Origin of the sequence: Paenibacillus silviterrae, from assembly GCF_030167925.1 — a bacterium.
GTDB lineage: Bacteria > Bacillota > Bacilli > Paenibacillales > NBRC-103111 > Paenibacillus_G > Paenibacillus_G silviterrae.
In genome coordinates, this window is the sequence record NZ_JASKUT010000001.1 from 4892023 (window position 1) to 4911684 (window position 19662).

General features: G+C 52.4%; 24 protein-coding genes and 1 pseudogene. 9 read left to right on the forward strand and 16 right to left on the reverse strand.

Features of this window, described 5'->3' with window-relative positions; translation table 11 throughout:
• Positions 1 to 11: 11 nt before the first annotated feature.
• Positions 12 to 848 (reverse strand): AraC family transcriptional regulator, encoded by an 837-nt coding sequence (locus tag QMO62_RS22815; RefSeq protein ID WP_284644545.1) that lies wholly within the window; start codon positions 846 to 848, stop codon positions 12 to 14.
• 149 nt (positions 849 to 997) lie between these two features.
• Here QMO62_RS22815 and QMO62_RS22820 point away from each other — a divergent pair, with 149 nt between their 5' ends.
• Positions 998 to 2125: a glycoside hydrolase family 88/105 protein gene (locus QMO62_RS22820; protein WP_284644547.1), complete on the forward strand. Its 1128-nt coding sequence runs from the start codon at positions 998 to 1000 to the stop codon at positions 2123 to 2125.
• A gap of 403 nt (positions 2126 to 2528) precedes the next feature.
• On the opposite strand, the gene fumC is transcribed toward QMO62_RS22820, so the two are convergent.
• Positions 2529 to 3917, reverse strand: a complete 1389-nt coding sequence (gene fumC / locus QMO62_RS22825) for a class II fumarate hydratase (protein WP_284644549.1) — start codon at positions 3915 to 3917, stop codon at positions 2529 to 2531.
• 174 nt (positions 3918 to 4091) lie between these two features.
• On the opposite strand from fumC, the gene QMO62_RS22830 reads away from it, so the two are divergent.
• The gene (locus QMO62_RS22830) at positions 4092 to 4466 is read left to right on the forward strand and encodes a hypothetical protein (protein WP_284644551.1); all 375 of its coding nucleotides are present in this window, start codon (positions 4092 to 4094) and stop codon (positions 4464 to 4466) included.
• 86 nt (positions 4467 to 4552) lie between these two features.
• On the opposite strand, the gene hxlB is transcribed toward QMO62_RS22830, so the two are convergent.
• Both hxlB and hxlA read right to left on the reverse strand, forming a co-directional pair.
• Positions 4553 to 5116 (reverse strand): 6-phospho-3-hexuloisomerase, encoded by a 564-nt coding sequence (hxlB, locus tag QMO62_RS22835; protein WP_284644553.1) that lies wholly within the window; start codon positions 5114 to 5116, stop codon positions 4553 to 4555.
• Between the two features lie 2 nt (positions 5117 to 5118).
• Entirely contained in the window at positions 5119 to 5751 is a 633-nt protein-coding gene (gene hxlA, locus QMO62_RS22840) for a 3-hexulose-6-phosphate synthase (protein WP_284644555.1), read from the reverse strand.
• A gap of 154 nt (positions 5752 to 5905) precedes the next feature.
• Between hxlA and QMO62_RS22845 the strand changes: the two genes are divergently transcribed.
• Positions 5906 to 6259 carry a winged helix-turn-helix transcriptional regulator gene (locus QMO62_RS22845; protein ID WP_284644557.1) on the forward strand — a complete coding sequence of 118 codons (354 nt, stop codon included), beginning with the start codon at positions 5906 to 5908 and terminating at the stop codon, positions 6257 to 6259.
• Between the two features lie 69 nt (positions 6260 to 6328).
• On the opposite strand, the gene QMO62_RS22850 is transcribed toward QMO62_RS22845, so the two are convergent.
• From QMO62_RS22850 to QMO62_RS22860, 3 genes are read right to left on the reverse strand one after another with little or no spacing between them, the layout of a single operon-like run.
• On the reverse strand, positions 6329 to 6892 hold the full coding sequence (locus tag QMO62_RS22850) for a ferric reductase-like transmembrane domain-containing protein (RefSeq protein WP_284644559.1): 564 nt from the start codon (positions 6890 to 6892) through the stop codon (positions 6329 to 6331).
• A gap of 13 nt (positions 6893 to 6905) precedes the next feature.
• On the reverse strand, positions 6906 to 7802 hold the full coding sequence (locus tag QMO62_RS22855; RefSeq protein ID WP_284644561.1) for an FAD:protein FMN transferase: 897 nt from the start codon (positions 7800 to 7802) through the stop codon (positions 6906 to 6908).
• A gap of 16 nt (positions 7803 to 7818) precedes the next feature.
• Positions 7819 to 8145 carry a hypothetical protein gene (locus QMO62_RS22860; protein WP_284644563.1) on the reverse strand — a complete coding sequence of 109 codons (327 nt, stop codon included), beginning with the start codon at positions 8143 to 8145 and terminating at the stop codon, positions 7819 to 7821.
• Between the two features lie 259 nt (positions 8146 to 8404).
• Between QMO62_RS22860 and QMO62_RS22865 the strand changes: the two are divergent.
• Positions 8405 to 9007: pseudogene (locus QMO62_RS22865) on the forward strand (short chain dehydrogenase).
• Positions 9008 to 9431: 424 nt separating this feature from the next.
• Positions 9432 to 10820: an MATE family efflux transporter gene (locus tag QMO62_RS22870; RefSeq protein ID WP_284644565.1), complete on the forward strand. Its 1389-nt coding sequence runs from the start codon at positions 9432 to 9434 to the stop codon at positions 10818 to 10820.
• A gap of 90 nt (positions 10821 to 10910) precedes the next feature.
• Here QMO62_RS22870 and QMO62_RS22875 read toward each other — a convergent pair whose 3' ends face one another.
• Positions 10911 to 11870, reverse strand: coding sequence for an acetylxylan esterase (locus QMO62_RS22875; protein WP_284644567.1), 960 nt, complete (start codon positions 11868 to 11870; stop codon positions 10911 to 10913).
• A 249-nt stretch (positions 11871 to 12119) separates the two neighbouring features.
• Here QMO62_RS22875 and QMO62_RS22880 point away from each other — a divergent pair, with 249 nt between their 5' ends.
• Positions 12120 to 13424, forward strand: a complete 1305-nt coding sequence (locus QMO62_RS22880; RefSeq protein WP_284644569.1) for a polysaccharide lyase family 7 protein — start codon at positions 12120 to 12122, stop codon at positions 13422 to 13424.
• A gap of 37 nt (positions 13425 to 13461) precedes the next feature.
• Here QMO62_RS22880 and QMO62_RS22885 read toward each other — a convergent pair whose 3' ends face one another.
• From QMO62_RS22885 to QMO62_RS22900, 4 genes are all read right to left on the reverse strand, one after another.
• Positions 13462 to 13824, reverse strand: a complete 363-nt coding sequence (locus QMO62_RS22885) for an aminoacyl-tRNA hydrolase (protein ID WP_284644571.1) — start codon at positions 13822 to 13824, stop codon at positions 13462 to 13464.
• A 95-nt stretch (positions 13825 to 13919) separates the two neighbouring features.
• Positions 13920 to 14627 (reverse strand): class I SAM-dependent methyltransferase, encoded by a 708-nt coding sequence (locus QMO62_RS22890; protein WP_284644573.1) that lies wholly within the window; start codon positions 14625 to 14627, stop codon positions 13920 to 13922.
• A 76-nt stretch (positions 14628 to 14703) separates the two neighbouring features.
• Positions 14704 to 15336 carry a class I SAM-dependent methyltransferase gene (locus tag QMO62_RS22895; protein ID WP_284644575.1) on the reverse strand — a complete coding sequence of 211 codons (633 nt, stop codon included), beginning with the start codon at positions 15334 to 15336 and terminating at the stop codon, positions 14704 to 14706.
• A 66-nt stretch (positions 15337 to 15402) separates the two neighbouring features.
• Positions 15403 to 15717, reverse strand: coding sequence for a MerR family transcriptional regulator (locus tag QMO62_RS22900; protein ID WP_284644576.1), 315 nt, complete (start codon positions 15715 to 15717; stop codon positions 15403 to 15405).
• A gap of 183 nt (positions 15718 to 15900) precedes the next feature.
• On the opposite strand from QMO62_RS22900, the gene QMO62_RS22905 reads away from it, so the two are divergent.
• The gene (locus tag QMO62_RS22905; protein ID WP_284644578.1) at positions 15901 to 16197 is read left to right on the forward strand and encodes a hypothetical protein; all 297 of its coding nucleotides are present in this window, start codon (positions 15901 to 15903) and stop codon (positions 16195 to 16197) included.
• 126 nt (positions 16198 to 16323) lie between these two features.
• Positions 16324 to 16617 (forward strand): Dabb family protein, encoded by a 294-nt coding sequence (locus QMO62_RS22910; RefSeq protein ID WP_284644580.1) that lies wholly within the window; start codon positions 16324 to 16326, stop codon positions 16615 to 16617.
• Between the two features lie 67 nt (positions 16618 to 16684).
• Here the strand turns inward: QMO62_RS22910 and QMO62_RS22915 are convergent, their stop codons facing one another.
• The 3 genes from QMO62_RS22915 to QMO62_RS22925 form a co-directional block, all read right to left on the reverse strand.
• Positions 16685 to 17494 (reverse strand): YitT family protein, encoded by an 810-nt coding sequence (locus QMO62_RS22915; RefSeq protein ID WP_284644582.1) that lies wholly within the window; start codon positions 17492 to 17494, stop codon positions 16685 to 16687.
• 86 nt (positions 17495 to 17580) lie between these two features.
• A complete protein-coding gene (locus tag QMO62_RS22920) occupies positions 17581 to 17799 on the reverse strand; it encodes a hypothetical protein (RefSeq protein ID WP_284644584.1) in 219 nt (72 codons plus the stop codon).
• 101 nt (positions 17800 to 17900) lie between these two features.
• Positions 17901 to 18107 (reverse strand): YrzA family protein, encoded by a 207-nt coding sequence (locus tag QMO62_RS22925; RefSeq protein ID WP_284644586.1) that lies wholly within the window; start codon positions 18105 to 18107, stop codon positions 17901 to 17903.
• Positions 18108 to 18259: 152 nt separating this feature from the next.
• Between QMO62_RS22925 and QMO62_RS22930 the strand changes: the two genes are divergently transcribed.
• The gene (locus tag QMO62_RS22930; RefSeq protein WP_284644588.1) at positions 18260 to 19447 is read left to right on the forward strand and encodes an MFS transporter; all 1188 of its coding nucleotides are present in this window, start codon (positions 18260 to 18262) and stop codon (positions 19445 to 19447) included.
• Between the two features lie 46 nt (positions 19448 to 19493).
• Here QMO62_RS22930 and QMO62_RS22935 read toward each other — a convergent pair whose 3' ends face one another.
• Entirely contained in the window at positions 19494 to 19631 is a 138-nt protein-coding gene (locus tag QMO62_RS22935) for a hypothetical protein (protein WP_284644590.1), read from the reverse strand.
• Between the last annotated feature and the right edge of the window lie 31 nt (positions 19632 to 19662).

Genomic DNA, 19662 nt, shown 5'->3' on the forward strand with positions numbered 1-19662 from the left:
CAGTTGCATACCTACTTGCCCTTTCGATAATATAACGGCTGGTGTCCGGTGACCAGCTTGAACACTCTGCCGAAATGCGTCACACTCCCGAAGCCTACTTTTTTGGAAATCAGGTTGACCTTCATGGAGGACCGTACCAGCAGCTTTTTCGCTTCCTTGATTCTAACGCTGTTCAAATACTCCACGAAGGTAAAGCCTGTCGCTTCTTTAAAAAATCGGCTTACATGATAGGGACTGACGTAAAATTTCTCCGCCAGCAGGTCAAGCGACAGCTTCTCCATATAATGGCTGTTAATATAACGAACGATTTCTGAAATTCTTTCATGCTTGGGGCTGGGAAATTCCAACGGCTCCGGGCTTTTTTGTTTCACATGCCGGCAGCAGGTAATAAGAAGCTGCAGTACTAACGTGTGCGCATACATCTCAAAGCCCGGCTTCCGATCCTGCATCTCCTGCATGATGCCGTTCGCAAGCGACTCCACAGCGGTTCGGTCAAGCTCGGAGCCTTTCACGATGATGTAATCCCTCTCAAAGAGAGGCTGGAGAATCTCCCTAGAGGATTCATTCACCGAAATCATATATTTCTCATGAATATTAACGATAAGCCGCTCATGTTTGGGCATTTCCGCATTCGTAGTCCGATGCAGAATATTGGGAGAGATGATGATGATATCTCCCCCGTTTAACACCATGGTCCGGTCTTTGATGAAAAATTCCCGTTGGCCGGACATCAGATAATAACATTCGTATGTGCTGTGAAAATGATTCGTCGGCATATGGTGACTTAGCGCCTTCCGGTAGGATACCAAGAAGGTCCCTTCGTCGTTCCCGTAATAAAGATTTTCCAACCTGTACACCGCCTTTACACGTTTGTTTTACCTCATTATACACCCGGCATCATGCGCAAGAAATAAGAAGAAACCATGATTTTTTGCAAATAATGTACATATTGTTGTGATAGCATTAGGTATAGAAAACGTTAAGGAGGATAAGTACGATGAATTCTTCAGAAACAAATGCCCAGAAGACATTGCAAGGAGAACTAACTCCCCTTCAGTGGGCGGAGAAGGCATGTGAAGCATTAATGTACAAGTTCGAGCCGGAAAATCTTCCGCCGGACAGGTTCCATTATCATCAAGGGGTCTTTTTGTCCGGTATGGAAAAAACCTGGCGTGAGACCAAGAACAATAAATATTACGATTATATCAAGCGCTGGGTGGACAGCCAGGTTCTCGAGGATGGCAGCATCAAGAAGTATAACCCCGGTGAATTCGATGATATTCAGCCGGGGGTGCTCCTGTTTAACTTGTATGAGCAAACGGGAGACGAGAGGTATACCAAAGCCCTTCACACGCTTGTTCCCCTGTTTAAATCATGGAAAACGAACCCATCGGGCGGGTTCTGGCATAAGGATCGTTATCCGAATCAAATGTGGCTGGACTTGTTGTATATGGCCGGGCCGATCGCCGTCATGTATGGCAAGACCTTCGGTCAAAGCGAATACTTCGACATGATGGCTTACCAGGCGATTCTGATGGAGAAGCATACGAAGGATCCGAAGACCGGCTTGCTGTATCACGGCTGGGATGAAACCAAGCAGGCGAAATGGGCCGACCCCGTAACGGGCCTCGCTCCGGAGTTCTGGGGCCGTGCGATCGGCTGGTTCCCAGTCGCCTTGCTGGAAATGTTTGAGTACTTGCCTGAGGATCATAAGGATAAGCCTCAACTGGTAAGCATTCTTCAAGACCTGCTGATCGCCCTGCCTACATTCCAGGATACCGATACCGGCTTATGGTACCAGGTGGTCGACAAAGGAGATCAGCCGGACAACTGGCTGGAAAATTCCTGTACGTCCCTGTACGTTCACGCCATAGCGAAGGCCGTGCGCTTCGGCTATCTGGATGCGAAGTATCTGGAATATGCCTGGAAGGGCTATCAAGGCGTCATTGACACATTAAAGTTCGATGAGAACGGTCATGTGGTCATCGGCAACATCTGCATCGGCACTGGCATCGGTGACTACGCCCACTATATCGCCCGTCCCACCAGCGAGAATGATCTGCACGGCGCAGGTGCCTTTATTCTCATGTGTGTGGAAATGAGCAAAGCGCAAAGGCTGGCCTAACAAACTCCAGTTGTTTGATTTTGGCCTGGGTACTATGATATATTGGATGTAATCTAATACGAAAAAAGCGAAGCACGCTTAAGCCTTTATGGGGCTCTAAGCGTGCTTTTTTTACTTGAAAGGAGGTGAAACCGTTGAAAGACATAATCTTACAAGCATTTGTGTACTTATTTTTTTTCAGGGCAGCTCCCAACATCCTAGCTTCCATTGTCAAGACTCTGATCGAGATGGAACGAACAGAAAATGAGGAGTTTTCTTCCCAGTGGGTTATTACACTAAAGAAAGTATTTTCTTATTTGCTCTTACTCATTACATTCACTGTGAAAGCATACCGCACCTTGATCTTTGTAATAGACCCATTTAAAGGTCTTTCTTTTTCAATACCTCGGAGCTCGAAGTGAAGTCATGCTTCCGGATGAACCATGGTCTCCGGCCTTACGATGACATCGAATTGTTCCTCCGTTAACAAGCCTAAATGTAAAGCCGCTTCTTTTAAGGTCATATCATTCTTATGGGCTAGTTTTGCAATCGACGCCGCTTTCTCATAGCCGATATGAGGATTTAGAGCGGTAACTAACATGAGGGATCTTTCTACATTCCGCTTGATCACAGGGAGGTTCGGCGAGATTCCGACGGCACATTTATCGTTGAAGGAAAGCATCGCGTCGGCCAGCAGCCGTGAGGATTGCAGAAAATTATAAATGATGACGGGTTTAAACACGTTCAGCTCAAAGTTACCTTGGCTTGCGGCAAACCCGATGGCGGCGTCGTTGCCCATCACTTGGCAGGCGACCATTGTCAGCGCTTCGCTTTGGGTAGGGTTCACCTTTCCCGGCATAATGGAGCTTCCCGGTTCATTCTCCGGAATGTGAATCTCACCGATGCCGCAGCGGGGACCGCTCGCGAGCCAACGCACATCGTTGGCGATTTTCATCAGGTCGGCGGCGAGAGCCTTTAACGCACCGTGAACATAAACCATCTCGTCATGACTTGTTAACGCGTGAAATTTATTCGAAGCGGAAACGAATGTCTTCCCGGTAATGTAACTAATCTGTTCAGCGGCCATCGGTCCGAACTTCGGATGGGCGTTAATGCCGGTGCCTACAGCCGTACCGCCGATGGCAAGCTCTTTCATGGACTCGATGCTTTCCTTCAGCATGCTTTCGCTTTTTTCCAGCATCCGATGCCAACCGCTCACTTCTTGTCCCAATGTTAAAGGGGTGGCATCCTGAAGATGCGTGCGGCCGATTTTTATAATATCCGTATATTCTTGTACCTTCCTGGAAAGTGTTTCTTTTAACTTATTCAACGCGGGTAATACTTGATCCTCAACGGCGGTGACTCCGGCAATATGCATTGCGGTAGGAAACGTATCATTGGAGCTTTGCGACTGATTGACATCATCATTGGGATGGACGCGTTTTGGAATGCCGGATTGTGCCAATAGTTGATTGGCCCGATTCGCAACGACCTCATTCACATTCATATTGGTCTGAGTACCGCTGCCGGTCTGCCAAACAATCAGGGGGAAATGCTCGTTAAGCCGGCCTTGTATCACTTCCTCCGCTGCTTTTATAATCGCCTCCGCTTTATCGTCTTCCAATGTGCCTAACTTTTGATTCGTCATCGCAGCACTCTTTTTAACCATGGCAAAAGCTTTAATCAGCTCCGGCGGCATCGTTTCGGTGCCGATCTTGAAATTTTGACTGCTCCTCTGTGTCTGAGCGCCCCACAGCTTGTTCGCCGGCACCTGGATCTCGCCGAAGGTATCCTTTTCGATTCTGTATTCCATGAAAATCCTCCTTTACGTATATCTTTACACCTATTTTGGTCAGAAGTTCATGATTTTATCTTATGCATACCTAAGGAATCCGAAAAACAAGCTTTTTAACAGCTCTATTTGTCATTTACCGTTCTTCGATGCCCTTAATACTCTATATCATCCTGATAGAAAGGAGTGATATAGATGGCAAACAGTGATATACGTCTTGCTCTTTGGTCCGGCAACAATTTTTCCGGTCGCCGAATCCTCTTCAGACGCGGAGGAGTTGCTGTTCGTGATTTGGGTGCATTTCGGTTCGACAACGTTCTCTCGAGCTTCCGGCTCAGAAATGTTGTGCAGCGCTCGGAAGTAACGCTTGTATTGTTCTCGCGAATTAACTTTCAAGGCTCGTTCCGTGTGTACCGTGGCAGCCAAAGCGTGGCGAACTTAAGCAGCTTTAACTTCAACAATGTCACATCTTCGTTGATTCTGGTAGGACGGAACCTGACCAACTCTGAAATTTCCCAAATTCAAAGAACGAGCAGACCTCCTAGCGACATCCTCATCATAAGACAATAAGTAAACATGTCATGAGATTGCAAAAAAAAGGAGCTGTCTCCACGCCGCCGTATGCTTCGGCCGGGAGATCAGCTCCTTTATTGCTTTTATTCCAGATTGGCATGTCTGCCGAACATGGCAGGCCCATCCAGTTTTGTTGCAGCCATGATTCTAAGAATGATGGCATCCAGAATGAGCAGTAGGCTTTGCTCGAACAGCGAGCCCATCGGTTGGAGGGAAGACCGTTCATCGTTGGAATCCTTCGTGGCGGCCGGTACCGGAACGACGACATGAGCCAGCTGCCCAATGGTTGATTCCGGTACGATGGTGACTAGGGCGATATCCGCTCCCACATTTTTTGCTTTGCCGGCCATCGACGCGAGGCTCTTGGTCTCTCCCGAGCCGGAGCCGATCACCAGCAAGTCTTCGGCAGCAATCCCAGGAGTGACTGTTTCGCCGACAACGTAAACGGTTAACCCCAAATGCATCAGCCTCATGGCAAAGGCCCGCATCATGAGACCGGACCGTCCGCTGCCGGCTACGAAAATCCGCTCGGCCTGCAGGAGCTTTTCCGACAGCTGCTTCACTTGATCCTCGGGAATAAGCTGCAGGGTACGCTGAAGCTCCCTGGCAATCTGCTCCATGTAGGTATCTTTCATCAGCTGCGCCATCCCTAGGCCTGCTTTACCAAACGCTGCATTTCAGCCGCAACTGCCCGCTTGTCTGTCTGACTCGTGATGCCGCCGCCGACGATGACGAGATCCGGCTTCGCTTGAATGACTTCCGGTAAGGTGTCCAGCTTAATGCCGCCGGCAATGGCGGTTTTCGCCTGTTTCACCACGCGCTTGATGGCCGACAGCTCCTCGAAGGAGTTTTTGCCTGCTGCCTGATGATCGTAGCCGGAGTGTACACAAATGTAATCAACGCCCAGCGCATCGATTTCTTGGGCGCGCTCCTCCATATTTTTCACATTGATCATGTCAACCATAATTTTCTTGTTCTGCTTTCGAGCTTCCTGTACCGCCCCCAGGATCGTGGAATCATCCGATACACCAAGCACGGTAATGATATCTGCTCCTGCCTCGGACGCCTTCATGACCTCGTAGCCGCCTGCATCCATAATCTTCAGGTCTGCAAGCACCTGCAGGTTCGGGAACGCTTCTTTGATTTCTTTGACCGCCCGGAGTCCCTCGTTGATCACAACCGGTGTGCCGATCTCCACGATGTCCACATAAGCCTCAACTTCCTTCACAAGCTCTTTCGCCTGAGGTATATTTACCAGATCCAACGCCAATTGCAGCTTCATTGATCCCAGCTCCTTATCAAGTTCAGATTGTCATAACGCTTAGCATGGTTTATTCTAAAACGTAACGAATATTTGTGGAAGTACGCACTTCAAAGTGGTGTAGTTACTCCTGGGATACTATTGGATATAAAGCGAGGTTAGGGAGGCGGAATATATGGCAAGTGAGCTGAAGGAACGAATTAATCTTAAGGAAATTAACTGTGAGAAGGAACTAACGCTTGCGGTGATCGGGGGAAAGTGGAAGCTGATCATCCTTTGGCATTTGGGACTTGAGGGTACCAAGCGGTTCAGTGAGCTGAAGAGGCTGATTCCCTCCATTACGCAAAAAATGCTTACTAATCAGCTGCGAGAGCTGGAGGAGGACCTGCTGGTCGAACGCAAGGTATATGCCGAGGTGCCGCCAAAGGTCGAATATTCGCTTACAGCCTACGGGGAGAGCTTAATGCCAATTCTGCAATTGATGTACAGCTGGGGCAAGGACTATGGCGAGAAGGTCATATGGAAATAGACGAAGGACGGGATCAGGAACATCCCCCGCCTGCGTGCTCTTGCAGCACACAGGCGGGGGATTTCCTATTTATAGGGCCGAATACGGTTTCCTTATCTCCTGCCTGAGTCCGGTGATACGGAGTACGGTAAGCAGCACGATGATAGCCCCGGTAGCGATGTACATAAATAGGGCCCAGGATTGATGGGAGTCGGTGCCGATGAGCAAGCCGTGCAGCAGGCTTACGATAAACCCGGGAAACGCCATAAAGTGAATCGTCCGCCACACGTTCCGACCCAGCTGCTTCATGAGGTCTGACGATAGAATCAGTACGAAGGAAATATAGAAGCCGATCGTACCCAGTCCGTTTAGAACCGGGTGAGAGTAGGCGGTGAAGGGGATCAGCAATTCCAAAGGCGAATAGCCGACATATTGGTCGAACAGAAGTACGGCTCCATGAAGACCCCCGAAGAGAAAGCCGAACCAGCCGCATGACTGGTGTACAACCAGCAAGGCTGCTTTGGCACGACCGGAAAGCGCCCGAAGACTCATGACGATCCCGGCGGCCGTTGACAAAAATAAAAACAAATAAGAGGTAATGCCTGCAGCGCGGGTCGTCGACCATACGCTGAAGGCGCTAAGATATGAGCTCAAGTCGGATCTCTCCTTACATGGTATAGTGAGACAAGCTTCCCCCGCTGATGAGAGAGCCTCCCGGGGACGCGGCAACCACTGCACAAGAAGGATGCCGTTCCGTTAGCCAGCGGATACCGGCATCGGCTCCTAGAATGAGCACGCATTTAGCATAAATCTCCGCTTCGACAAGGGTCGGTGCGAACACGGTAGCCTGAAGCAGGTCGGACTTGACCGATTCGCCGCTGCGGGGATCGAGTATATGATGATGAACCCGCCCCGCCGCATCGCTCCAGCGTCTTTTGGCTGTGCTGCTCGTAGCAATCCCCATTGTCCCCCGAAGCTGCAGAGTGAGCAGGTCCTCGCGGCTGTCCCAGGGGCTGGCAATGCCTAGCTCCCATACATCCTCCGGATGCCCCCAATAGGCGATATCGCCTCCTGCCCCGATTGCTCCGGAAGGAATCCCATCGCGTTGGAGTCTAAGGGACTGCTGATGAGCACACCACCCCTTGGCGAACCCGCCGAGATCTACGGAGGCTTGCTTGGCCAGCACGATGCTTTGCATCCCGGCATCGAATCGGGCGGGATCCGGGGCGGGGGGGACCACTGCGCAAGCAGCGGGAGCGATGCCGACTATTTGCTCAAAGGAACCGGAGTAGCCCAGCGCAAGCAGCTGATTGCCCATATAGGGGTTGAACAGTCCTTTCGTTTCAACATAATACTGATGAGCGGCGGAGAGCACCTCATAGAGAAGTGGTGTCGCCAGAAACGGGCGTCCTTCGGAGCGGTTGAGCTTGGACAGCTCACTGTCCTCTCGAAATCGGCTCAGGCTGCATTCAACGTGGGAAAACCAGTGTTCCGTTTCCAGCTCGGCGCTTTCAGGAAGTCCTAAGGTGACAATCAATGTGTTCATTGCATGAAATTGATGCATAAGCTGGACCTCCTTTTTATGACGCATGGGTTCTCATCCGATTCTGCGTCTTTGGCTGTGCTGCAGCGGAGGAATCCTGTTGAAACTGGGAGCTCCCGCGTTCCAGCTGCCGATTGCCGGAAGTTGCCGGTGCTGTGCTGCTGCTGCCGCTGCTCCGATTGCTCTGTTCCGAAGAGGGGCCAAGTGTACTGCCGGTTCCGCTTCTTGAAGCGGAACCGGCAGGTGCGGCTGCAGCGGTCTGTCCGGACGGCGACGAATGGCCTGCGTTCAGCCCCACCAAGCCCGTGAACACGGCGACACTGGATACGCCGACGACCCATTTTATCCATTTATGATCTGCCATCTTGTATTCCTCCTATGGGCTATCAAAGAAACTAGCTGATAAGATCATTATGAAGGATGCAACTGAAGTGAAAATGAGAGCAGGCTGAGCGTCGGCTGAGAGTTCTAATAATCTTGACATACCCATATGGGGTATATTATATTTGTTTATAATATACCCATATGGGGTATATTAGTTCGGGACATCGCCATCATTGGAGTACTGATTGCTTTACTATGAAGAGTCAAGCCTACATACAAGGGAATGGAGTGGTTGAGAAGTGAAAATTTTATTGATTGGAGCGAGTGGAACCATCGGGAGTGCGGTTCAACGTGAGCTGGCTTCGCGACATGAGATCGTTACGGCAGGACGCAGCAGTGCTGATATGTAGGTTGACATTACCTCCCCGGAGAGCATCAGACAAATGTACCAGGCGGTAGGTCAAGTGGATGCGGTGATCAGCACGGCGGGAGCCACTCATTTTGGTCCGCTGCTTGAGCTTACCCCGGAGAAAAATGAGCTTTCGATCGAAAGCAAGCTGAAGGGACAGGTCCATCTCGTGCTGCTCGGACTCCCCTATGTGAAAGAGAGAGGCAGCTTTACCCTGACGACGGGGGTTATTATGGATGATCCGATAGCGGGAGGGGCTTCCTCTGCGCTGGCCGGAGGCGCCATCCGGGCTTTCGTTGAATCGGCGGCCTTCGAAATGCCCCGGGGCATCCGAATCAACAATGTCAGCCCCAACGTGGTGCTGGAATCCATGGATAAGTACGCTCCTTATTTTCCGGGAGTCGACCCCGTCCCTGTTTCCAGGGTAGCATTGGCGTATAGAAAAAGTGTTGAGGGCATACAAACGGGGCAAACGTATAGGGTATATTCCTGAGAAAGCGCAGGCCCCGAATATCAGCCGGAAACAGGAGAAACAATATAGGGGCGAATCGCAAGTATAGAGTAAGGAGGTACCATCCCCATGTCTCGAGACAATGCTAACAATAATGGGAAAAAGTCGCAGCCCGGCAACAACCAGGACTCCGAAGTGGCTGGAGCCAAGCCGAAAAAAGGATAACTTGCCTTTAGGATTCACATTGGGTACCGCTTATTTATGAGGCGGTATCTTTTTTTGCGGTTTCTTCCATAGCGATATTGTCCATGATTCCGAGTAAGGAAATCCATGGTTTGATATTTCGGTTCAAGTTACTATAGCTGTATGGCGGAGATGACGAATCGTTCTTCTGCATTATAGTCCATATTTTCGATGAAGTGAATGTGCTCGGTTAAGTTGATTACGAGGGAAGAAGGGTTTCAGCATGGAGAAAGCAGGCGCGTCAGCGGCACCCGGCACGTTAACCTTGATTGATCCGAATGACAGTAAAGCAGTACGGCAGGCTATCTTCCAATTAGCCGGTCCGGCCCTTGTGGAAATGGTCCTCATCAACATTATGCAGATGCTGAACATGGTCATGGTCGGCAGATTGGGGGCGGAATCGATTGCTGCGGTCGGTCTGACGACACAGCCGTTTCTGCTCATCTTGTCTTTGTTTATGGCGTTAAATATCGGAACGACCGTCATCGTTGCCCGCTCGGTTGGCGCCGGTAAGGTGGCGGACGCGAATAAAGCGGCAGGGCAGGCATTGCTGCTGAATGGGATATGCGCCGTGGTCGTGTCCTTTACCAGCTTCATGTTTGCCGAGCAGCTCCTGGTCCTCATGGGCGCAACCCCCAACGTGTTGGAGGCGGGCCGCCACTATGCCGGGCTGATGTTTCTCTCGGCTGGTTTTACGATGATCACGACGACGATGTCGGCGATTCTCCGGGGGGCAGGGGATACCCGGACGCCGATGCGCATTAACGTAGCGGGCAATCTAATCGTGCTGGTGCTCGGCTTTCCTTTGATCTACGGCTGGGCGGGTTTCCCGCAATGGGGCGTTACCGGAGCGGCCGTCGCGTCGCTGACCGCGCAGGCGGTTTCCTTCGTATGGGTGATGATCGTCCTGTTTAGCGGCAAGTCTGCGGTACGTATCACGCTGCCCAATGTGTTCCAGGTGAACCGGGAGGTGATCGGCCGCATCGTCCGAATCGGGCTGCCGACCTCGCTGGAGCAGGTGATCATGCGTCTCGGGATGCTGACGTTTATCAAAATCGCCGCCAGCCTCGGGACCGTCGCTTTGGCTTCGACGCAGATCTCCTTCACCATCTTCGGCATGACCTTCATGCCCGGCATGGCGTTCTCCATCGCTGCCTCCACGCTGGTCGGTCAGGCATTAGGAGCCGAGAAGCCCGAGCTGGCCGAACGGTACGGCTGGCAGGTGAGGAAGTTCGGCATGTACGTTGCGGGAGGACTGGGCGTAGGATTCATCCTGTTTGCGCCTTATATCATGATGGCGTTTACGACAGACCCCGGCATCATCGAGAAAGGGGCCATTGCCCTTAGAATTATGGGCTTTATTCAAATCTCGCAGGCAACGCAGTTTATTCTGGGAGGGGCGCTCCGGGCGGCCGGGGATACGAGGTTCCCTTTGTACTCTACTCTTATCGGCGTCTGGGGCTTCCGGGTATTGTTCAGCTTGATCTTCGTGTACGGGTTTGGCTGGGATGTAGCAGGATTATGGCTCGCGGCGGCGGCGGATCAGTTTATGCGGTCGATTTTCATTTATACGCGGTTCAAAAAGGGTGCATGGAAGACGGTTGCGGTGTAGCCGCTTCAGCTCAGGCACCCGAATAAAGGAAGAGACCTGGCCGATGGCCAGGTCTTTTCCTTTGGGTAAAGCATGCAGTCGGCGCCCGCCTTACAGCTTCAACATGAACTGAATCGTCTTGTCGTTAAAGTTCGGCAGATTTTCGTGAGCAAAGTCGGGATAAATCTCCAAGGACTTTGGAGCTTGAATCTTATTGTAAGCAGCGAATTGCGTGGAAGGCGGACAGACCGTATCCATCAGTCCGACAGCCATCATTACCTCTCCGCGAATCCGGGGCACCAGGTATTGGATATCGATGTACCCGAGACGCTCGAAGACGGCATCCTCACGCTCATGCTGCGGGTCAAAGTTACGGAAGTAGGTGCGCAGCTCCTGGTAAGCATCCTTCGCCTGGTCCATCTCCCATACCCGCTTATAATCGCTGAGGAACGGATAAACCGGAGCAACGCGCTTAATGCGCGGCTCAAGCGACGCACAAGCGAGCGCAAGCCCTCCGCCTTGAGACCCCCCCATGGCCCCGACCCGGTTCGGGTCGACCTCGGGCAGCTCCATAGCGATGCCGGCGAGCTGGGCCGTGTCCAAGAAAATCTGGCGAAACAGCAGATCGTCCGGTCCTGCGTCCAAGCCTCGAATAATATGGCCGTGATGCGTTGTGCCCTTCACGGCAGTGGTATCCTCGGACAGTCCGGCTTGTCCGCGGCAATCCATAGCCAGCACCGAGTAACCGAGCGAGGCGTAGCTTAAATGATCCGTCCAGTCGGCGCTGCGTCCTGTATAGCCGTGGAAACGGACAAGCGCCGGGTGCGGTCCCTGAACATGCTTAGGCCGAACGTACTTGGCATGAATGCGTGCTCCTCGAACCCCGGTAAAATACAGGTCGAAGCATTCCGCATAAGGAACCTGAAAGGAGCTTGGCACAAGCTCCAGCTGCGGGTCTGTTGCCTTCATTTCGCTGATGGCCCGGTCCCAATATTCATCGAAATCGGCGGGACGCGGATTTCTGCCTTCATATTGGTACAGCTTCTCTAAAGGCATATCTACTAAAGGCATGAAAAGTCACTCCTTCACATGATAAAGAACTACAAGTAGTGTAATGCCTACCTATGGAGGATTCAAGAATAATTTGGAAGATCAACCCCAAAAAATCCCAATAAGGCATACGATTTACACAAGCGGATAATCTAAGAAATTGTTATCTTAATAAGTAAGCGCTATCATTATGGTGCGAACGCTAATCGGGAAGGAGGACCGTTCTCAAAGCAAAACGGAAGCTTTATCAAAATCTAGGAGGGATTTATGATGAAAGCACGATTGGCCGGCAAGCTGGGTATGTCATTGACAAGCATGTTCCTGTTATTCGGCTCGTTATTCGGAAGTGTGAGCTTCGCGGCAGGAGAGGTGAAGCTCGCGGCTACGGCGTCAGCCAGCACCTACGATACCCGCTGCACCTGCGACGCATCGCAAGCCATCGACGGCAGTCTGTCGACCCGATGGTCCGGTGACGGGGACGGCGCATGGCTGAAGCTGGATCTGGGCTCAAGCAAGACGGTCTCTTTTGTGAAGATCGCATTCTACAACGGCTCCTCCCGAACCTTCACCTTCGATGTCCAGACCTCCTCGGATAATTCCACCTGGACCACCCGTATGAGCGGAGCGAACAACGCGCTGAATAACAATTTGCAGACGTTTGACTTTGCCGATGTCAGTGCGAGGTATGTGAGAATCGTCGGCCATGGCAACACCTCGAACAGCTGGAACAGCTTCACGGAGGTGGAGGCTTGGGGTGGAGGGTCCGCCGGGACCGGCACGCTGGACCCCTCGAAGCCGCCTTCAGGCAACTTTGATTTGACGAAGTGGAAAATTACGCTCCCCGATGCTTCGGAAATACAGCCCTCTGCGCTGAGCAATGGCTACACGAACGCAAACTGGTTCTATACCGACCCGACGACGGGCGGTATGGTGTTCGTCTCGCCGAACCTCGGCAGCACGACGACTAACAGCAGCTATACTCGCTCGGAGCTTAGGGAGATGCTGAATCCGTCCGCGGGCACACAATCGCTCGGCAACAATTGGGTGACGTCCACTTCTTCGTCTACGACCAAGTCGCAAGCCGGTGGGGTGGACGGGACGATGAACGCTACACTCCGGGTGGACCGCGTATCGACAACGGGCGATAGCGGTAAGGTTGGACGCGTGATCGTAGGTCAAATCCATGGGCCGAGTACGGAGCCGGTTCGCTTGTACTACCATAAGCGCCCGTCCGACAGCAAAGGGGCTATTTATATCGGTACGGAGGATCTGAACGGCAATAACACGTGGGTTAATATCATCGGTGGCCCAAGCAGCCTGAATCCATCGAACGGCATTGCGCTCGGACAGAAATGGAGCTACGAAATCAAGGTGGTAGGCCTGCAGCTGACGGTTAAGGTGACACCGGAGGGCGGTTCGACCTCCACTCTGAATTATACGCTTCCTTCCGGTTACAACGACAAGTACCTCTACTACAAAGCAGGTGTGTACAATCAAAACAATACGGATACCTCCTCCGATCAGTCCGATCATGTGAAGGCAACCTTCTTCTCGCTCACGCACGTGCATCCATAAGCAAAAGACCCGGCGTCTTGACGCCGGGTCTTTTTTCTTACAGCAGCTTGAGCCCTTGAACGTGCGGGCGGGCGTCGCTTTTCTCCATCGGAGGCAGCACGACAACGGTCATGGAGCCCGCCGGGATCTCCGTATGCCCGGCATCGCGTATGGCTAGGAAGCCTGCTTCGGTCAGCTTTGTGAGCTGCTGCTCGTTTGATTTGAGCACGATCTTCTTCTGCCCGGCATTCAGCCACGCTTGAAAGAGGGCATGATGCTTCGTATCCCCCAGGAGATAATGAAGAGTCATCGTTACGGCGGCATGTGCGGCTTGGGCGGCGATTTTACCGGGTGACATCGGCAGCTCCTCGTTGACTATGTAGTATTGTACGATATCTTGGGCTTGGTCCGGATGGGACATCTCAGCATGCTCCTTTCCCTTGGAAGGGGATGATCTGGTCGTATACTGCATGTTTATGCATCAAGGATACCATACATACTTGTCCTTTTGCGCGGTTAGTCAAGCGTTCGCCGTTTCCACCATACCCCGGCACACTCCGGAACCGTCTGCCATCGCTTCTGCCGCACCTTCTCCGCAAGCTCTCCACCGAAGAAAAAACGGGTGAGCTCCTCCGCTTCCTCTTCAGATTCGAATTGATAATCGGTTCGGATCCACTCATGGGAGAAGCCATATTTCGTTTCCAGCAGCCGGTAGTAAGGTGTCAGGAAGTCAGGCGGGTCGGGCAGTTCGGTACCAGTCCCGAAGTTTTCAAAAATGACGACAGTACCGCCAGGGCGCAGAAGCCGGTGAATTTCCCTCATGATTTGCTCCAGATGGGCTTCCCAGCCCTCAACACGTGCGGAGGTCAGGTAACAAAGGGTCCATCCCGCCGTAATCAGATCGAAGGATTGATCCTCCGCCGGTACGGAGAGATGACTTCCGCATCGAGTTTTCCAATTCGCCCAACCCATGCCGGTGAGTCTCGCTGCGGCCACTTCCAGCATCGGTGGAGAAGCATCGGTCGCCAGGATGGATTTCACGAGCGGAGCCAACAGGCAAGAGAGCCTTCCCGTACCCGCGCCCATATCGAGCATCTGCAGCTCCCCCGGCAGCGGTACAAGCTTATGCAGCACACGTGGAATGTTGCCTCCCGGATCCATTCTGGCAATCAGCCGATCATAGCGTTCCGCTTCAGTAAGGTAAATAAGATCATGGTTCGGCAAGCAATAACAGCCTCCTTCTGCATAGTGACGTTCTCCAGTAGGATAAGGCTTAACGCTGCGTCAAGGTCAAGCGAAATCAATGCTTGCGTACGCCGTAGATGGCATGCAGCCCTTCGCTGATCTGGTGGGCTATGGTCACATAATGATGCTGCTGAAGCCACTCGGTCAGCCGGGAGCGGCTGGAAGGGTATTTGTCCAGCGAGGAGGCTGCTTTCTCCGCTTCCGTAAGGTACATCGGTCCCGCAAGGCAGATTCGCCCGTTTGAACGCAGGACGCGGTCCATTTCGGCCAAAGCGAGCAGCTGCTGTTCTTCCTCGAGATGCTGTAGAGCGAATGCACTGACGGCGAAGTGAAATTGCCGATCCAGAAACGGAAGCGAGAGGGCGTTGCCCAGCTTGCAAGCCACCTGGGGATGCTTCCTGCGGCAAAGCGAGAGCATTTCCTTCGATTGATCGACGGCTGCCATGTCGGCTCCCCGCTGCAGCAGCTTCCCTGCCAAATTCCCCGTCCCGGTGCCGATATCGAGGCCCTGCTCCTCTCTCTGCGGAGAAACCCACTCCGCTATCAGCTCCAGTGCCGATTCATATTCCTCCGAAGTTGCGGCTGAGCCGGAAGCAAGCTGCGCGGCGGCCTCGTCGAAGCGCACGGCAAGCTGATCAAAATGCCAGCGGTCCTTCCAGGAGGCGTGAGCCGATTGAAGCCTCTTCACCTCGCCGGAGAGCTGAAATAGGTCCTCCAGAGCCAGGCTGCCTTTGTTCTCCGTTCGCGTAATCAGCTAATCCAAGCAGGAGATGGCATACTTCAGCTCCACCCATTTGGCGGTGAACGCCATTCTCTGCAGCTCCAGATAGTGATGCACCTCGGCGCGGTCATCCCGGTCCAGCTTCTCAAGCAGCCTTATAATTTGCTGCAGGCCGAGTCCCAGCTCCCGCAAAGAAGCGACGGTTTGCAGACGCCAAGCGTCCTGGTCCGAATAGTCGCGATACCCGTTATCAGCGTTTCTCTGCGGCTTCAGCAGCCCTTTTTGTTCATATAAGCGAATGGCCCGGGGCGTAAGGCCGAGCCGGTTTGCGAGTTCATTGATTTTCACGTCAAAATCACCTCTACCGTTCAGTATAAACGATGACCTAAGGGAAGGGTTGAATCATTTTCTCTTATGCAAGGAAACCCAATCGAGAGCTAAGCGCCCAATTCGGCATAGGCAAGCCACCAGCTTTCCTTTATATGCATAAATTGGTATGGCAATGGATGATCCAAAGGAGAGATGTAAACAATGGCTTTTAACCCTTATGGCAATGTGTATGATGTTGGAATGTACGGATACGGAAACAAACCGCCGCTCTATCCGCTTCCGTACCCGCCGATGTACTATCCTCCCTATTGGGGACAGGGAGGAGGATGGTACGGTTATCATGGACATCATCACGGTCATCATCATGGACATTTTGGCCAGTATCATGATAAGCACGACTACCATCAGGGCTGGAACAAGAGAGAAGATGAGTTAGCCCAGGTCAGCCGGCGCAAGGGATCCGTGAAGAAGAAGGCGCTGGGCGGAAGGAAAAAATAACGCGTCTCCACCCATCGCGAAGGGAATCCCTAACCCCGGGGTGTCCCTTCCCCAGGGATTTCCTCTCAACTGCTTTCCGTGGTATAGTGTTACTTATCTTGGAGCAGAAGAGAGGAAGCAGGAATCATGATTGATCACATTGTACTAGTGAAATTCGGCGAACAGACGACACAGGAGCAGCTGCAGGAGGTTGTGGACCGCTTCAAGGCGCTTCGCCAGCATCTGACAGGTATCGTTGATTTGCAGGCGGGAATTAACTTTTCCACGAAAAACCAAGGCTATCAGGTGGTGTTATCCGTTCGCTTCGAGGATCGCGCCGCGCTCGAGGCGTACGGCCCGAACCCTCATCACCAAGCCGTGGCGGCCTTCATCCGTGAGGTTGGCCGGGAAGACAGCATCGTCGTGGATATTGAAATCTAATCGACAACAACAAAGGACCTTATCGGCCGCTCGAACTGCGGTTGATAGGGTCCTTTGTTTACCAAGACTAGTGAATATCCTTCTTCTTGAAACGGCCGCCCTTCACATCGTGGATATTACCGACGGCCAGGAAGGCCGACGGATCCAGCTCCTCCACGATGGTCTTCAGCTTGGCTTCCTCCAGACGGGTGATGACGCAGAAGATAACGCGCTTGGCTCCGCCGGTAAAGCCGCCTTCCCCGTTCAGATAGGTGACGCCGCGGCCAAGACGGGAGAGAATGGCGTCGCCGATCTCCTTATTGTAATCACTGATAATCCATACGGACTTGGACTCGTCGAAGCCTTCGATCGTGATATCGATCATCTTAAAGGCGATGTAGTACGCGATCAAGGAGTACATTGCACGGTCCCAGCCGAAGACGAAGCCTGCGCTGCCGAGGATGAACAGGTTAATGAACATCACGATCTCACCCACTGAGAAGGCGCTCTTCTTGCTGAACAGGATGGCCACGATCTCCGTTCCGTCCAAGGAGCCCCCGGACCGGATGACCAGGCCTACTCCGATGCCGAGAATAATGCCTCCGAACACGGCGGCAAGCAGCGGATCTATAGTTATAGGCGGCACACTGTGCAGAAGGGTGGTTCCGACGGACATTAACAGAACCGAGTACAGCGTAGATAAGGCGAACGTTTTGCCGATTTGCTTGTACCCGAGGATTAGGAAAGGAAGGTTGAATAAGAATAGAAAGAGACCCAGAGGCATTGAGGATAGGGCGGAGGTAATAATCGAGATCCCTACGACGCCGCCGTCAATAATGTTGTTCGGCACAAGGAAAATTTCCAAGCCTACGGATACGAGCGCTGCGCCTAGTGTCATGAAGACACCCCGTCGAAGCAGCTTTCCCGTTTTTAAATGACTATGCTGCGGTTGCGTTTGATGTTGAAACGAGACAGGTTCGATACTCACAAGTTTTCCCCCTCTTCCTTAGTCGTTGCTTCACAGAGGGCGAACTCCGCATTCAATTCATCAATAATCAAGTCAATTGCGGAGAGCTGGCCCTTCAGAAAATCCTTCATCTCCGAAAATTCCTCTTGCTCGAGCTGCCTCCGCAGAGCGTTCTTCCGCAAGGCGAGCCGGGCTACGTAATGCTCCACCTTGGATTTTCGATAGGTTTCGGGCATCTGTGCACCTCTGTATGTTTAAGCTTATGACATCGCGATCGCTGCATGCATCATTTATAAGATGTATTTATATTGTATACTTTTGTATACAACGAGGCAAGCTATTTTACGCGAAAATGAACCGACGCCGTATATAACATTTTGCCGGCGTTCGGGTCGAAGGTGACCTGGTGCTGTACGGCATGAACATCCAGCAGCAGCGCTTTGTTGTTGTTGATCTGCTCCTCGATTTTCCTCTCCAGTGTCTTTAGGTCGTAGGCCTCGAAGAACTCTATTTTCGTTTCGATGGTTTCCAGTATGAAATCCAAGATAAGTCCACCCTTTCTATGTAAAATGCTCCTCATCATTATACCATGCGTACGGGCACTGCAAAATCTTTAGCAGCTATCTTCTCATAACAGACCGCATCCACTATGATGAAAGGAACACATATCGTCCTTACGAACGGAGTGGTCTGATCATGGAGAAATTGGAGACGAATTATCGCATCCCGTTATTTTGCACCGTCACGCTGCTGTTCTGGTTTTCGATGTATACCTGTGTACCGATCCTGGCGGCTTACGTGGAATACCTTGGCGCCTCGCACCAGACGGCCGGCTTCATTGTAGGCATGTACGGGCTTAGCCAGATGCTGCTGCGTATCCCTGTGGGTGTCATCTCCGACCGGTTTCATAAACGGAAAATATTTATCATTTTCGGTATGCTGTTCTCGGTGCTGGCCGGCCTGGGCATCTTGGTCACGCAGGAGGTGACCTGGATTCTCATCCTTCGTGCACTCGCAGGCGCTGCAGCAGCGACGTGGGTCGATTTCACGATCTTGTTCGCCAGCTACTTCAAGAAGCAGGAAACGACGAAAGCGATGGGCACCTTGTCCTTCTATAACTCACTCGGCCAAATGCTCGGGATACTGCTTGGAGGCTGGTTTGCGGACCGTTACGGCTGGGAGTCCTCCTTCCTCATCGGGGCGGCCGTAGGGATAGCAGGATTAATAGGGGCTTTGTTCCTTATTGAGAAGGTCGATCGGCAAGCGCAAAAAATTACGTTCGAGGGCGTGCTGGAGGTTGCCAAGGACCGCACCTTGCTGACCGTGTCGTTCCTGTCGATTTTGTTTCAGGTACTTACCTTCGCAACCGTGTTCGGGTTTACGCCGGTGTACGCTATGTCGCTCGGCGCAACCAAGCTCGATATGGGGCTGCTGACGTTTTTCTCGACATTCCCTACAGCGCTCGCCGCTTGGTTCGGCGGAAGACATTTGGCCGGCCGGCTGGGTGAGACGGGTACGATCGTTCTTGGCTTTATTATGAGCGGCCTCTTCACCGTCATGATTCCTTTTACTTCCTCGCTGGGTCTGCTGATGGCAACGCAGGCGTTAGCCGGGTTCGGCAGGGGCTTCACTTCCCCGGTGCTGATGTCGCTGAGCATTAAGCATATGGATACCGGCAAGCGTGCGACGGCTATGGGCTTCTATCAAGCGATCTATGGTCTCGGGATGTTCGGGGGACCGCTTATTATGGGGCTGGCGGGGGATTGGCTTTCCTTAGAGGCAGGCTTCCTAATGGTCGGTATTTTGGGATGCGTGACCTCGCTTTTGGCATATAGCATGCTGAAGCGGGCAGGGAGGAGCGCAGGAGCTTCCGTGTCGATGTAAAAGAGGCCTATGCGGGCGCACCGCATAGGCCTTTCTTCATGGCGTTTTACGCTTTAGTACCGCCGGATTTGTCGGTATTCGCTTGCGGTATGCTGCGCTTCGCCTGGGGCTTTGGCTGACCGTTCGTTTTTTGGTCCTGCTCCGTCCATTGATCGGTAGCATACGTTTGAATATCGTCCTTCATGTCGCATCGCTCCTTTCGTTCGGGATACCCC